13 protein-coding genes are annotated in these 15,024 nt (G+C 65.0%); 1 reads left to right on the plus strand and 12 read right to left on the minus strand.

The window, feature by feature from the left end; all coding sequences use genetic code 11:
- The first annotated feature begins 53 nt into the window (after window positions 1-53).
- On the plus strand, window positions 54-689 hold the full coding sequence (locus FG486_RS09210) for a class I SAM-dependent methyltransferase (RefSeq protein WP_241695676.1): 636 nt from the start codon (window positions 54-56) through the stop codon (window positions 687-689).
- Between the two features lie 198 nt (window positions 690-887).
- Here FG486_RS09210 and FG486_RS09215 read toward each other — a convergent pair whose 3' ends face one another.
- From FG486_RS09215 to FG486_RS09270, 12 genes are all read right to left on the minus strand, one after another.
- Complete coding sequence (locus FG486_RS09215) at window positions 888-2,636, minus strand: hypothetical protein (RefSeq protein ID WP_181267313.1); 1,749 nt, start codon at window positions 2,634-2,636, stop codon at window positions 888-890.
- An 18-nt stretch (window positions 2,637-2,654) separates the two neighbouring features.
- On the minus strand, window positions 2,655-3,734 hold the full coding sequence (locus tag FG486_RS09220) for a protein-glutamate methylesterase/protein-glutamine glutaminase (protein ID WP_181267314.1): 1,080 nt from the start codon (window positions 3,732-3,734) through the stop codon (window positions 2,655-2,657).
- Window positions 3,735-3,740: 6 nt separating this feature from the next.
- Window positions 3,741-4,598 carry a CheR family methyltransferase gene (locus tag FG486_RS09225; protein WP_066277632.1) on the minus strand — a complete coding sequence of 286 codons (858 nt, stop codon included), beginning with the start codon at window positions 4,596-4,598 and terminating at the stop codon, window positions 3,741-3,743.
- Between the two features lie 61 nt (window positions 4,599-4,659).
- A complete protein-coding gene (locus FG486_RS09230) occupies window positions 4,660-5,346 on the minus strand; it encodes a DUF2490 domain-containing protein (protein WP_241695677.1) in 687 nt (228 codons plus the stop codon).
- Between the two features lie 74 nt (window positions 5,347-5,420).
- A complete protein-coding gene (locus FG486_RS09235) occupies window positions 5,421-5,903 on the minus strand; it encodes a chemotaxis protein CheW (protein ID WP_060979375.1) in 483 nt (160 codons plus the stop codon).
- The gene (locus FG486_RS09240; RefSeq protein ID WP_181267315.1) at window positions 5,900-7,576 is read right to left on the minus strand and encodes a methyl-accepting chemotaxis protein; all 1,677 of its coding nucleotides are present in this window, start codon (window positions 7,574-7,576) and stop codon (window positions 5,900-5,902) included. Before FG486_RS09240 ends, FG486_RS09235 begins: the two co-directional genes overlap by 4 nt.
- A gap of 112 nt (window positions 7,577-7,688) precedes the next feature.
- Window positions 7,689-9,500 (minus strand): methyl-accepting chemotaxis protein, encoded by a 1,812-nt coding sequence (locus tag FG486_RS09245; RefSeq protein WP_181267316.1) that lies wholly within the window; start codon window positions 9,498-9,500, stop codon window positions 7,689-7,691.
- A 111-nt stretch (window positions 9,501-9,611) separates the two neighbouring features.
- Entirely contained in the window at window positions 9,612-11,555 is a 1,944-nt protein-coding gene (locus tag FG486_RS09250; RefSeq protein WP_181267317.1) for a methyl-accepting chemotaxis protein, read from the minus strand.
- Between the two features lie 15 nt (window positions 11,556-11,570).
- Window positions 11,571-12,092, minus strand: a complete 522-nt coding sequence (locus FG486_RS09255) for a chemotaxis protein CheW (protein WP_066283554.1) — start codon at window positions 12,090-12,092, stop codon at window positions 11,571-11,573.
- Window positions 12,093-12,096: 4 nt separating this feature from the next.
- Window positions 12,097-14,148 carry a chemotaxis protein CheW gene (locus FG486_RS09260; protein ID WP_181267318.1) on the minus strand — a complete coding sequence of 684 codons (2,052 nt, stop codon included), beginning with the start codon at window positions 14,146-14,148 and terminating at the stop codon, window positions 12,097-12,099.
- The gene (locus FG486_RS09265; protein WP_023839252.1) at window positions 14,145-14,513 is read right to left on the minus strand and encodes a response regulator; all 369 of its coding nucleotides are present in this window, start codon (window positions 14,511-14,513) and stop codon (window positions 14,145-14,147) included. Before FG486_RS09265 ends, FG486_RS09260 begins: the two co-directional genes overlap by 4 nt.
- On the minus strand, window positions 14,510-14,821 hold the full coding sequence (locus FG486_RS09270; RefSeq protein WP_181267319.1) for an STAS domain-containing protein: 312 nt from the start codon (window positions 14,819-14,821) through the stop codon (window positions 14,510-14,512). Before FG486_RS09270 ends, FG486_RS09265 begins: the two co-directional genes overlap by 4 nt.
- Window positions 14,822-15,024 lie beyond the last annotated feature (203 nt).

The raw sequence follows: 15,024 nt of genomic DNA on the forward strand, positions 1-15,024 counted from the left end.
GGATGCGCCCTGATGCGTAGGCGTTGCTGTGCCGTTGTGACGCAGGAGGGATTATGGCGGGCGCGGGTTTTTCGGTTCGGTCATCGCGCGGACACTGGTTATCGGCGGCTGCGGCACGGCTGGGCCTGGGCCATGGCATGACCATGCGCGAGTTTCTGCGCTCGCCGTCGGGCGTGGGTTCGGCGTTCCCCGCATCGGCGGCGCTGGTCAGGGCAGCGCTCGATCCCGTGGACTTTTCGGCTGCGCGGCTGGTGGTCGAGTTCGGCCCGGGCGAGGGGCCCTTCACGCGCGAACTGTTGCGCCGCATGCCGGCTGGCAGCACGCTGCTGACGATCGATACCAGCCACCGCTTCACCCGCTATCTGCAGGAAAGCCTGCCCGATCCGCGCTTGCATGCGGTCACCGGATCGGCAGCGTCGCTGAACGTGATCCTGCGGCGGCTGGGCCTGGGGCCGGTCGATCGCATCGTCACCGGCATTCCCTTTTCCACGATCGCGCCGGACCTGGGCGCGCGTATCCTCGATTCGAGCGTGGAGGCGCTGGGTGAGCAGGGCCAGATCATCGCCTATCAGATGCGCGATGCGGTCGCGCCCTTGCTGGCCGCGCGCTTTGCCGAAGTCCGCACCGCGCGCATATGGCGCAACATGCCGCCGTGCCGGATCTACTGGGCGAGCGGTCGGTCTGGCTGATACACAAGCGGCGCTTCACGTCGCCCCAGCTCTCGGGAGTGTCCGGGGCCGGGGGCATGCGCTGGAAGCATGCCGCCGGCCCCGAACCGTGCCGACCCCCTGAGGCCGGTTCGCTTCGGCCCCCCGACCGAAGCATCCCGACACCTGCAGCCTCCCCCGAAGCTGTCCCCCAGGCGACCGGGATCGAACTGGACGACTTCAGAAGAGCGCGTCGTCGAACAACGCGTCGTCGTCATCTGCTGGGCCGCCATGGCTGGCGGAGGATTGCGGCTTGTCCGCAATCAGCCGCGGCATGCCGGGCAGCAAAAAGGCTTCGTGCACCACCCGCTCGCTCGCCATGGTATAGCTGCGCGCCATGCGGTCCATCACCATCCGAACGACCTGATCGTCACGTCCCTCGAGCGATAGCGGATCGTCGCGACCCAGCTCGATCGTCAGCAGCGCCTCGATCCTCTCGAGCGCATCGCCCAGATCGAGGCTTTCCTCGAGCTCGTCGGTGGTCGAGCGCAGCGCCCCGAGCAGCCCGCTGGCCATTTTCTCGGACACTGCCATCGCCTGCTCGGTGCGCTGAGCGCCCTCGCGAATGGCGCTGAGCGAGCTGGCCAGCCCGTCGCTGTCCTGCCCCACCTGCGCCTCCGCATGCTGGCGCATGCGCAGCGAGATCGCGCCCAGCCCGGTGGATTCGGCGGTGATCTGCTTGATCGTCTGGTCCAGCGCATCGGAACTGGCGCGGATCTCGTTGGCGATCACCGCGACGGGGCGACCGATCGCCTCCACCCGTCGGCATTTCAGGCCGATATTGATCGTCATCTGCTGCACCTCGATCCGCAGGATGCGCATCGCGGCGGCGCGGCCCGACAGGTCGTCCACGGTATCGACGATGATGCGCAGCGTCTCGGCGGCCTGGGCATCGGCAAGCTGCAGCTGCGCGATCATCGCGCTGGCCTCGGCAATGCCGGCTTCCAGGCTGCGCAGGAACACCTGGCCGTCCTCGCTGCCGCCACCCTTGCTCAGCGCGATCAGCCGGTCGGCCTCGGGCACCATGCTGCGCAGCGAGCGGACCAACGCCTGGGTTTCGGTGCGGAACTCCTGCGCAGAGGAGGTGAGCTGCGCGAGCAGCAGCCGCAGCAGATGATCGCGGCTTGCCGCCTCGTCCTCGGCCGAGAGCCCCGCCGTCGCCAGCGTCGCCTGCATGTCGGCATAGCCTTCGAGCACATGCTCGAGCCGCTGTCGGGCAATGTCGCCGACCTGGATCGCGCCCAGCACGTTGGCGACGCTGCCCTGGATCGAGCGGGCGAGCACGGCATTCTTGTCGGCGAGCTCCGCCAGCATCGCCTGATGCTTGCGCAGGGCCGCAGCATCGGCCTCCAGCCGATCAGGCACGTGCGGCACCACGCGCTGGCATTCGCTTGCGAGCAGCCGGTCGTTATGCTCCATGCTGCGCAGGCTTGCAGCAAGCCCATCGAGCTTGGTCTGAAGCGCGCCGACCTCTTTCTCGCCCGCCGAAAGCTGGCCCGACATGGTGTTGGCAAAGTCGACGAAGGTTTCGGCCCCCGATGCGGCGATCTTCACGTTGAGACCGAAAATATGGAGCACGTGCAGCGACTTCTGCACATCGGCAATGTGCGCGGACAACCGCCGCGAGGCTTGCTGGATCTCGCCCATGTCCTGCGCGCGGCCCTGCATCTGGTCGCCCACGCTCGACAGGCGCCGCGCCGCGGTGGTGAGATTGCTGACCGCAGCCGCGCCGTCGCCCGACTGGAAGGTCGAGGTCGCCTCGCGCAGGGCGCTGACGATGCCGTCGATCGATTCCACCGCCTGGGCCAGCGTCTTGCCCACGGTCACGAAGCGCGCGTCGATACCTTGCGTGATCTGGCTGAGCAGCACGCTGATCGTCGCGTCCCCGGCGGGGCTGGCGTCGCTTGCGCTGATCCTGGCATGGAGCATTGCGGGTCTGGTCCTTGTTCAGCGGGCGGTGGCGTGGAGCAGTTCGCGGGCGATCGCACCCAGGGGTATGACCTTGTCGGCCGCGCCCCGCGCGATCGCTTCCTTGGGCATGCCGAAGACGATGCAGCTAGCTTCGTCCTGGGCGAAGGTGCGCGCACCGCACTGCTTCATCTCGAGCAGGCCGCGTGCGCCGTCATCGCCCATGCCGGTCATGATGATTCCGACCGCATTCGATCCTGCATTGCGCGCAGCAGAGCGGAACAGCACGTCGACCGAGGGGCGGTGGCGCGAGACCAGCGGTCCGTCGCGAACCGAGACGAGATAGCGTGCGCCCTGGCGTTCGAGCAGCATGTGCTTGCCGCCTGGCGCGATCAGCACATGGCCGCGCATCACGGTATCGCCGTCCTGCGCTTCCTTGACGCTGACATTGCACAGCCCGTCGAGCCGCTTGGCGAAGGCGCGGGTGAAATTCTCGGGCATGTGCTGGACGATGACGATGCCCGGTGAATTGGCGGGCAGCGCCATCAGCACCTCACGCAGCGCCTCGGTGCCGCCCGTCGATGCGCCGATGCATACGACCATTTCGGTGGTCTTGCTCATCGCGCGGCCCGAAGGCGGCATCAGCATGGCATCCGCCGTCAGCTTCGCCTCGACCTTGCGCGGGGCAGGGGCCGGCTTGCGCCCCGTCACCCGGGCCCTGGCTGCGCCCTTAACCGTCTCGCGGATCATCATCCGCGATTCCGCCAGATGATCGGCCACACCCATGCGCGGCTTCAGGATCACGTCGACGGCGCCCGCCTCCAGCGCTTGCATCAGCGTTTCGGACCCCTGTTCGGTCAGCGACGAGCACATGACGACGGGGACGGGGCATTGCTCCATGATCTTGCGCAGGAAGGTGATGCCGTCCATGCGCGGCATCTCGACGTCGAGCGTGATGACGTCGGGAACCTCGTCCTTGATGTAGCGCGCGGCGGCGAACGGATCGGATGCTGCGGCGATCACCTCGATATCGGGATCTTCCTGCAGCACGGAGGTCAGCGTCTGGCGCACGCTGGCGCTGTCGTCGATGATGAGCACGCGGATCTTGGGACGGACCATGATCGCTTACACCTTCTGGAAGACCGTGTTGCAGACGGACTTGAGCTGTCCGCTGAACCCGGCGATCGATTCGGAATGCCCGAGAAGCAGATAGCCGCCCGGACGAAGTTGTTCGCACAAACGGGTTACCACTTTGTGCTGAGTGGGTTTGTCGAAATAGATCAGTACGTTACGGCAGAGAATGATGTCGACCGGCGCACCGATCGGATAGTGGTCGTTCATCAGGTTGAGGCGGCCGAAGCTGACCTTCTTGCGCAGCGCTGCAGCGATGCGAACGTCCCGGCGGGAGGGGTCCTTCGGCTCCATGACATAGCGGCGGCGCAGTGCGGGCGGTACCGGCGTCACCATTTCTGCGGGATAGATGCCCCTGATGCCGGTCTGCAGCATCTCGGTGTCGAGGTCGGTGGCGAGGATCTCGTAATCGGGGCCATCCTTGGTCCGCGCATAATCGTCGAGCACCATCGCCAGCGTATAGGCTTCCGCGCCGTTGGAGCTCGCCGCGCTCCAGCAGCGCAGCATGCGCTGACCGCGCTTCTGGTAGTCGGGCAGAATGTCCGAGACCAGAAAGTCGAAATGGTTTCGCTCGCGGAAGAAGTCGGTCTTGTTGGTCGTCACCGCGTTGAGGAAATCATCCATGTCCGCCTGCGAGACGTCGCCGCTCAGGATATAGGCGCAATAATCGGCGATGCTGGCAAAGCCGTTGTCGCGCACGCGCCGTCTCAGGCGACCCTCGAGCATCGTCGTCTTGGACGGCGGCATGCGGATGCCGGTGGCACTGTAGATAAGCGCGGACAGCGCCCGAAAATGCTGCGGGCTGATGCCGTCCGTGACCGGCATGGCAAGTCTGGCGGTGGCTCCAGCCATGATCAGTTTCCTCCTTTGCCAGGCAGATCGCGATGGAACATTTGCGGGGCCGTTTCCTGGTTCATAGCGTGACGTAGATGTTGATATTGGCGGTGTGATCGGTGCGATCGTCGCCATCGCGGAACACATGCTGGTTGAGATAGCCGGGCACGATCTCGGCATTCCTCGCGAGCGGGATCGAGACGCCGACGAAATTGCGCCACAGCGACAAGCCGCCGCGCTGGACACTGGTCCGGTTGAGGTCGACAAAGGGCTCGGTATAGGCAACCAGCTTGTTGTTCGCCGAAATCGGCGCGCGCAGCTGGACGAATTGGCGCATCCGCCAGCTTGTGCCGTCGCGGTCCTCGAACGTGCGCTGCTCCAGCCTGGACCGGGAATCGAGGGTGAGGCCGCTTTCGGTCGTCAGCAGCCGGACGTTCAACTCCTGATAATAGCGATGCTCGTCGAGCAGCGCCGGGCCGACCGGATCGGTGCGGACATAGGCATAGCCGAGCCCGACATTGACATTCTTGCTGATCCGGTAACCGGCGAGCGATCGCAGCAGCAGCTGGCCCAGACGCTGGGCATCATTGGTGAAGCGCTCCTGCGCCTCGAGCCGGACATAGACCTTCTTGTCGAGATTGATCGTGAAGAACTGTCCTGCCCAGGCATTGGTGTCCTCGGCCGCCCGGGCGGCGGCCGGGGCCATGAGCGCCGGGGCCAGGGCGAGGAGAGCCAGGCGGCGCAGCATCGAGTTCGCCCTGGCCATGGCACGGCAACCGCCGGGCCGGCGTTCCGGCCCGCAGCGGGCATGGGGTTCGGGGGCGGGCCGACGATCCAGCATCAGGCAACCTTCGCCATCGGATGCAGCTGCTGCACGTCCTGCGCGGTGAAGATGCTGGCGACATCGATGATCACGATGAACCCGCCCTCGTTGCGGACCACGCCCGTGATGTAATCCGAATTCCAGCGGACGCCGATATCGGGCGCATTCTCGATCCGCGCGGTCTCGATCGTGGCCACCGACAAGACCTTGTCTATGACCACGCCCAGCGAGAGCATGCGGTCTGCCAGCGGGATGTCGAGAATGAGGATGCGGGTCGACAGGGTCGGCTCGGCTGCGGGCAGGCCCAGGCGGACGCGCAGGTCCACCGTGGGCACGCCCTGACCGCGAACATCGGTCAGGCCCAGAAAATAGTCGGGTCCATTGGGCACCTGGAAGGGCGGCTTGTGGTCCAGGATCTCCCGGACCAGGCCCACGGGGACGGCGAAGACCTCTTCGCCGATCCCGAATTCGACCACTTGGATTTCGTGCTGATTGTTCATGCGGCTTCTCCAAAATGCGCGTCGTCGGCATCGACCCCGCCGCGCTCCAGATCGAGCGCGAAGCCCTGCACGCGCTCCTGCTGATGCGCGACCGAATTCGGCTTGTGCGCGGGCTTGGAAGATCTTGCGGGCTTGGCAACGCGCGTGACCGGCCGATGCGCCACGGCGGTGCGGTTGCGGGCATTGGCTTCCACCCGGAAGAAGGCGATGGTCTGCTGCAGCTCCTCGGCCTGGCTTGCCAGTTCCTCGGAGGTCGAGCTGATCTGCTCGGAGGCGCTGGCGTTCTGCTGCGTCACCTTGTCGAGCTGCTGGATCGCCTCGTTGATCTGCGCGGTGCCGATGTCCTGTTCGCGGCAGGCGGCGCTGATCTCGGACACCAATTCGGCGGTCCGGCGGATATCGGGGACCAGCTTGCCCAGCATGTCACCAGCCTCGGCGGCCGCCTTCACGGTCTCCGACGAGACCTGGCTGATCTCTGCGGCAGCGCCCTGGCTGCGCTCTGCGAGCTTGCGCACCTCGGAGGCGACAACCGCAAAGCCGCGGCCATGTTCGCCCGCACGCGCCGCCTCGACCGCGGCGTTGAGCGCGAGCAGGTCGGTCTGGCGGGCGATTTCCTGGACGATGCCGATCTTGTCGGCGATCATCTGCATCGCGCCCACGGCCCTGTTCACCGCCTGACCGCTGACATCGGCATCCTGAGCCGACTGGCGCGCGATCTTCTCGGTCTGTGCGGCATTGTCGGCGTTCTGCTTGATGTTCGCAGCCATCTCTTCCATCGAGGCCGAAGCCTGTTCGGCGGCAGCGGCCTGCTCGGTCGCGCCCTGCGAGACCTGTTCGGAGCTCGACGACAGTTCCTGGCTGCCCGAGGCGACATTGCCGATGGCCGAAACGGTATCGCCCACCACGCCGCGCAGGCGCTCGATCATCAGGTTGACGCTGTTAAGCAGGTCCGCGATTTCATCGTTGGTGGTGATCTCGGCGAACTTCGTCAGGTCGCCCTCGGCCACCTGGCGCATGGCTGCATCGGCACGAGCCAAGCCCCGCGAGATGCTGAGCGACAGCCAGGTGGCAGCGCCCAGGGTGATGAGAACGGCAATGACGCCGAGCGTCAGCATCAGGTTGCGGGCGTCCGCGTAGAACTGGTCGGACGAGGCTACGGCGGCGGCCAGCTGCTTTTCGTTGAAATCGATCAGCTTCTCGGCGGTCTTGCTCATCTTGCTTGCCTGTTCGCGGCCCAGACCCATGGTCAGCGCGGCTGCGGCGGTGCGATCGCTGTCGCTGAGCGCCACGACACGGTCGGACGTGGCGGCGAGGTCTTCCCACTGATCGGCGAGCTGGGTCCACATCGGCCTGGCCTTTTCGGAGGCCTTGTCGAGTGCGAGGTTCAGCGTTTCCTCGACCTTCTTCTTGTTGGCGGCATGGCCAGCCTTGAGGTCGCGGCGCTTGGCTTCGTTGTCCTGCATCACGAGGTTCTTTTCCATGCGGATCACCATGGAAATGCCGCCGTCGATGGCGCGGGCGCGGCCGAGCTGGGCGGTCGGTCCCTCGATCACGCTGGTGAACGTCGTGTTGAGGTCGCCGAGCCGCATCACGCCGATGGCTATCACACCGACAAGGATGAGAAGGAGCACCGCAAAGGCGGATGCCAGTTTGAGTTTTATGGTTGCACGCATGGGTTCAGTCTCGCTTCAGTCGCAGTGGAAGTGAGCAGTAACTCGCCGCCAGAGGTTGTTGAGGATGGGTGATGGCTTGCCGGTCCCGGCAGTGTCCGGAACCGGCATTGCATCAAGCGGCCTCTCCAAAATGGGCGTCGTCTTCGTCTGCGACGCCTCGTGTCAAATCGAGTGCAAAGCCCTGGACCCGCTCCTGCTGATGCGCCACGCTATGGGGCTTCGGCTTGGAGGCGGCGGGCTTGGCGGGTTTCGCGGTGCGCTTGGGCTGAGCGCTGGCCGGACGGCGGACACTCTGCACGGCGCGGCCATGGCCGCTTGCGTCGACGCGGAAGAAGGCGATGGTCTGCTGCAGTTCCTCGGCCTGGCTTGCCAGTTCCTCGGAGGTCGAGCTGATCTGCTCGGAGGCGCTGGCGTTCTGCTGCGTCACCTTGTCGAGCTGCTGGATCGCCTCGTTGATCTGCGCAGTGCCGATGTCCTGTTCGCGGCAGGCGGCGCTGATCTCGGACACCAATTCGGCGGTCCGGCGGATATCGGGGACGAGCCTTGCGAGCATCTCGCCTGCTTCGCCTGCAGCCTTGACCGTGTCGGACGACACCTGGCTGATTTCTGCGGCAGCGCCCTGGCTGCGCTCGGCAAGCTTGCGCACCTCTGAGGCGACGACCGCGAAGCCGCGCCCATGCTCGCCGGCACGCGCCGCCTCGACAGCCGCATTCAAGGCGAGCAGGTCGGTCTGGCGGGCGATCTCCTGGACGATGCCGATCTTCTCGGCGATCATCTGCATCGCGCCGACAGCCTTGTTCACGGCCTCGCCGCTGATCTCGGCATCCTTGGACGACTGGCGCGCGATCTTCTCGGTCTGCGCAGCATTGTCGGCGTTCTGCTTGATGTTCGCAGCCATTTCTTCCATCGAGGCCGAGGCCTGTTCGGCGGCGGCGGCCTGTTCGGTCGCGCCCTGCGAGACCTGTTCGGAGCTCGAGGACAGTTCCTGGCTGCCGGCAGCAACGTTGCCGATGGCGGCGGTGGTGTCGGCGACGACGATGCGCAGCCGCTCGACCATCGCGATCAGCGCGTGGCCCAGCTTGTCCTCATCGGACAGCGCGGTGTGCTGCACGGTCAGGTCGCCATGCGCGATGGTTTCGGCGAGCGCCGCGGTCTGGCGCAGGTTGGCGGTCATGCGGTTGACGGTATCGACCAGGTCCTTGATCTCGTCGTTGGTGGTGACCACGACATCCTTGTCGAGATCGCCGATGGCAACGGCATCGATGGCGACGCTCACATTCTTCAGCCCGCGCGAGATGGTCAGCGAGATCCAGATGGCAGCGGCAATGCCCGCGATCATGGCGACGACCAGCAGCCCGATGAACAGGTTGCGCGCGTCGGCATAGGCTTCGTCGCCCTCGATGCTGGCCTTTTCACCGCCCTCCACGTTCAGCTTGACGAGCTTCAGCAGCTCGTTGGAGAAGCCGTCGAACAGCGTGACGCTGCTGATCAGCAATGCAGTGGCTTCGGCATTCTGATTGTTGCGCGACAGAGCGAGGAAGCGTTCGCTGGTCCGCTGATATCTCGCGAATTTTTCTTCGAAATTCTCGTAGATTTCGCGTTCGCTGTCCGATGAGATCAGCTTTTCGTAGCGGCTGCTCTGCTTTTCGATTTCCTTCGCGATCGCATCGATTTCGCCCTCGACTTTGCGCATTTCCTCTGCGTCGGTCGTAACGACATGGCGATACTGCTTGATCCGCAGGTCCGACGTCGCGGTGTTGATCCGGTGGATGGCATCGATGCTGGGCATCCAGTTCTTCGCCAGATCGGTCGACTTGTCGTTGATGGTCGACATGTTGGTGATGCCGAAAACACCGATAATGCCGGTGATCAGCAGCAGAAAGGCGAAGGCGCCCGCCAGTTTTGCCTTGATGGTTGCACGCATGGGTTCAGTCTCACTTCGGTCAAATGGGGTGGGCGCGCGGGGTCGCTCGCCACCTGGGGTGGTCACTGGGTGTCAAAAATTCGGATGGGGTCAGGCGTCAGACAGGCCGGATCATGCTGCCTCTCCAAAATCGGCATCATCATCGTCGGCTACGCCGCGTTCCAGATCCAGCGCAAAGCCCTTCACCCGCTCCTGCTGATGCGCCACGCTATCGGCCTTCGGCCTGGCAGCGGCGGGCCTGACGGGCTTTGCCGTCTTGCCCACGGGCCTGGCGGTTCTGGCTGCGACAGGCTTGGGCGTCTTGGGCCGGGCGCGGGGGGCTTGTCGCTCGTCAAGCTGGAAGAAGGAAACGGTCTGCTGCATCTCCTCGGCCTGGCTGGCCAGTTCCTCGGAGGTGCTGCTGATCTGCTCGGAGGCGCTGGCATTCTGCTGCGTTACCTTGTCGAGCTGCTGGATCGCCTCGTTGATCTGTTCGGTGCCGATATCCTGCTCGCGGCACGCGGCGCTGATCTCGGACACCAGTTCGGCGGTCCGGCGGATGTCCGGCACCAGCTTGTTCAGCATCTCGCCGGCTTCCGCGGCGGCCTTGACGGTCTCCGACGAGACCTGGCTGATTTCGGCCGCGGCGCCCTGGCTGCGCTCGGCAAGCTTGCGCACTTCGGAGGCGACGACCGCAAAGCCGCGCCCATGTTCGCCGGCACGCGCGGCCTCGACCGCGGCGTTGAGCGCGAGCAGGTCGGTCTGGCGTGCGATTTCCTGCACGATGCCGATCTTGTCGGCGATCGTCTGCATCGCGCCGACGGCCTTGTTCACCGCCTCGCCGCTGACCTCGGCATCCCTGGCCGACTGGCGCGCGATCTTTTCGGTCTGCGCGGCATTGTCCGCATTCTGTTTGACGTTCGCGGCCATCTCTTCCATCGCCGCAGAAGCCTGTTCGGCGGCAGCGGCCTGCTCGGTCGCGCCTTGCGATACCTGTTCGGAGCTCGACGAGAGTTCCTGGCTGCCTGCGGCCACCTGCGCTGCGGCGTCGGTGACGTTCGAGGCAAAGCCGGTCAGGCTCTCGATCAGGTTGTTGATCGAATCCTTCATCCGGCGATGGTCGCCCTCGCACTCGATCTCGACCCGTTCGGTCAGCGCCCCGGTGCTCACCAGGTCGAGCACCCGGTTGCCCTCGGCGATCGGCAGCAGGATGGCATCGAGCATGCCGTTGATCGAACCGACGACGCGGCCGAAATCGCCGGGAAAGTCGCCGGCATTGCCGCGCTCTTCCAGCCGCCCTGCGGCGGACGCGTCGATCAGGCGCTGGATTTCGCCGATGATCGCCTGGAAATTGGCGCGCAGCAGCTCGATCGTGTCGTTGATGAACGCCTTCTTGCCGGGCAGCTGCTCCATCGGCGCGTTGAAATTGCCCTCACCGAACTGCTGGATGCAGGCCATCGCCTTTTTCTTGGCCGCGATATGGTTGGCGACCATCACGTTGATGCCTTCGGCCATCCTGGCGAAATCGCCCTCGAACTTGCCGACGGGCACGAACACGTCGATATCGCCCCGATCATGTTCGGCGGACATGGTGTTCATCTCGCGGATCAGCCCGCGCAGATTGCCACGCAGCTGTTCGATGGTGTCGTTGATGAACGCCTTCTTGCCCGGAAGCTTCTCGAAGGGGACATCGAAATTGCCGCCGGCAAATTCCTGGATGCAGGCCATCGCGCTCTTCTTGACCGCAATATGCGCCTCGACCAGTTCGTTCACCGTCTGCGCGATCATCGCAAATTCGCCCGGGTAATCTGCCGGGCGCAGTGCAACGTCGATATCGCCGCGCGCATGTTCCGCCAGCACATGGTCCACCCCGGTGCGCAGCGCCTGGACAGGCCTGTGCGCGGTGTCGAGCAGTTCGTTGACCGCGAGCAGCATCGCGCGCGCCCCGCCGGTGGCGCTCATCGCGTCAGCCCGCGCCGCGTTGTCTCCCCCGGCCAAGGCACGCGTGACGCGTTGGACCTCTTCGGTGGCATAGTCGAAATGCGAACTCGACTTCAGGGAAACATACGGACGCATGGCTTGATCCTCTCTCTAACTTGCCACGGCAGGATAGGCGGTGCCGCTCTCCGGCGACTTGGTATTGAAGATGGCTGACAGATCGGGCAGCACGACGATGCCGCCGGCCTGGCGGACGAGTTCGTGGACGAACTCCCGGCGCCAGCGCATTCCGACCACGGGCGGCTTTTCGCTATCCGCGTGGTTCAGCGTGGCGACTTCGTGCACCTTGTCGGTGCGGATGCCGATCTGGGTCGGCTCGCCGTCGATGGCGATCTCGATCACGATGATGCGGCTGTCGATGGTGTTTTCGGCTGCGGGCATGTCGAAGGCCAGCCGCAGGTCGGCAATCGGGATGATCTTGCCGCGGAAGTTGACCACGCTGCGCACCAGCGGCGAGGCGCCGGGCACGATCGTCTCGGGCAGCAGATCGAGGATCTCGCGGACCAGCATCGCTTCGACCGCAAAGGTCTCGCCCGCCAGATCGAAGGTCAGCACTTCCAGCTGGCCATCGGCATCCCAGTTCGCGGCGGATATCGGGGTGAGTGTGTCCTGCATGGGCTTATCCGGCGGCGCGCAGCCGCTCCTCCTGTTCCTGGCCAAAGGCGACGAGCTGGACCGCATCGAGGATCAGCGCAACGCTGCCGTCGCCCAGAATGGTCGCGCCGGCAAAGGTCGCCACATCGCGGTGCAGCGGCGACATGGACTTGATGACGGTCTGGTGGCTGCCGATGATCTGATCGACCACCAGGCCGACGCGTTCGCCGCCGGTGGTGATGACCACGATCTTCTGGTGCGGATCGGGCTTGGTGCCGGTGGCAAACATCTCGCGCAGCCGGATGAAGGGCACCAGCCGGTCGCGCAGCGTGATGAAGCTGCGACCGCGCGAACGCATGTCCTCTTCAAGGCTGAGCTCGATGCATTCCTCGACCACCGCCAGCGGGATGACATAGCAACCCTCGCCGACACGCACGAGAAGCCCTTCGATGATCGCCAGGGTGAGCGGAATGCGCAGCACCACGGTCGATCCGTCGCCCGGGTTCGAAGTGATGTCGATCGTACCGCGCAGGCTCTCGATCGTGCGCTTGACCACGTCCATGCCGACCCCGCGCCCGGACAGGTTGGTAACCTGCGCCGCGGTCGAGAAACCGGGATGGAAGATCATCTGCAGCAGCTCGGAATCGCTGATCTGCGCGCCGGGTTCGATCAGGCCCTGCGCCTCTGCCTTGGCGCGCACGCGCTCGCGGTTGATGCCGCGGCCATCGTCGCGAATGGTGATGAGCACCTCGCCGCCCGCCTGATGCGCGCTGAGCGTGACATGCCCGGCCTCGGGCTTGCCCGCAGCCACGCGCTCTTCGGGCGTTTCAAGCCCGTGATCGCAGGCATTGCGGATGAGGTGCACCATCGGATCGGCCAGACGCTCGATCACCGTCTTGTCGACTTCGGTGGTCTCGCCATGCGTCGAAAGCTCGATGGTCTTGCCGGTCTCGCGCGCCAGATCGTGCACCAGCCGGCGGAAGCGGCCGAACAGGCTGGCGACGGGAACCATGCGCAGCACCATCATCGTGTCGCGCAGCTCGCTGGCGAGCCGCTCGATATCCTCGGCGACCGAGCGCAGGGCCAGCTCGCCCGCCGGCCCGCGAACGCCCTGGTTGGAAAGCTGCGCCAATCGGCTCTGCACGATCACCAGCTCGCCCACGCGGTCCATCAGCACGTCGAGCCGTTCGGCCGGAACGCGCACGCTTTCCTGCGCCTTTGCCGGGGCGACCTTGGCGTTGCGCGCGGCGTCGCCGGTGCCTGGCTCGATAGCGGCTGGCGTCGCCTGGGTGCTCGCGACCGAGCCGGTGTCCGCGGCAAGGGCGGTGGTCGGCGCGGCTTCGGCTTGCGTTTCGTCGGCGTCGTCCGCCTCGATCGGCACGATGTCGAGCGTCATGTCGTCCATCACGAAGATGAACACATCCTCGATATCCGCGCGCGAGGCATCACCGCGCAGCTCGACCTGCCAGCCGAGATGGCATTGGCTGGCATCCAGTTCGTCAAGCGACGGGATCTGGTCGGTCTGCGCGGTGACCTTCGCGTCGCCCAGCGACCGCAGCTCGTCCAACAGCATCAGAGGGTTGGTGCCATTGGTCATGCAATCGGTCGGCAGGCGGAAGGTGATGCGCCAGCCGGAAGCGGCGGGCGCGGAAAGGGGGGCAGCAACGGATGCGGCGGTGGGCTCGACAGCCACTGACGCGTCGGCCGCGCCGATCGCCTGGTGCAGGCGGCCGAGTATTTCGTCGCCAACCGCTTCGAGCCCCGCTCCGTCGCCATCGACCAGCGCCTGCATGTGATCCATCGCGGACAGGATGACGGTGACCAGTTCCTCGGTGGCAGGCACCTGGCCCTTGCGGACGCGGTCGAACGCGGTTTCGCAATGATGGGTGAAGCCGGCCAGGGCATCGAAGCCGAACATCGCCCCCGAACCCTTGAGCGTGTGGAGGCCGCGAAACACGCTGTCCACCAAATCGTGGCTGGTCAGGTCGTGCGAGAGGTCGAGCAGCGCCTGTTCGATATCGCCGAGCAGCTCGCCGGCCTCGACGCGGAATGCGGCAATGGGGTCCTGCGCGCTCACCGGCCGAGCACCTTGGCAGCGATGCGGAGCAGCTGGTCGGGCACGAAAGGCTTGACCAACCATCCGGTGGCCCCGGCAGCGCGCGCTTCCTGCTTCATCGCCTCATCGGACTCGGTGGTGAGGAAGATGATCGGCGTGCCGAGCTGGATCGGCAGCTTGCGGATTTCGCGGATCATCTCCAGCCCGTTCATGTTGGGCATGTTGAGGTCGGCGATGATCATGTCGAACTTGGCAGCCTTGGCCTTGTTCAGGCCGTCCAGGCCATCCACGGCCTCGCTGACATCATAGCCCGCGCCATTTAGCGCGATGCGGATGGCCATGCGAAGGCTGGATGAATCGTCAACAGTCAGGATCGAGGCAGTCACTGCGGAAGTCCTCCATGGAGCCAGGAATTGAGGTTAGCAGTTGGTAGCAGATCGGCGAGGCCGGCACGGGCCAGGGTCGCGGCGAGCTTTTCGTTGGCGTCGTTGGTAAATTCGACGGTTTTTCCGTTGCTTACCGCGTACAGATGCGCGGAGTAGACCGTCTGGAAAAACGAAAGGTCGACTTCCTGCAGTTGCGAAGCATCGATTGTGACCTTGTCACATTCGCCCAGCGCCGTCAGGAGCTGATCTTTTAGCGCAGCGGAATTCTGGATATTGGCAGAACTGCCAACATTTAAGGTCTTGTGCATGATATTGTCCCCCCGGAACTTGACAGAGTTTTACGTCTGACTTTGTCAAATAATGGTTAACGCCGGAGCAACCATAACCCTGATGACGGGTGGGCCTGGGAAGGCGAACGGGTCAGAGGGGCCACGTGTTCGGCCAATCCTGGAATTCTGCTCTAAAATCGCGGTTTTAATTGGCAGTAAAAGCCCATGATGAAGGCCAGGTT

Source organism: Blastomonas ursincola (genome assembly GCF_013607875.1).
Classification (GTDB): domain Bacteria; phylum Pseudomonadota; class Alphaproteobacteria; order Sphingomonadales; family Sphingomonadaceae; genus Blastomonas; species Blastomonas ursincola.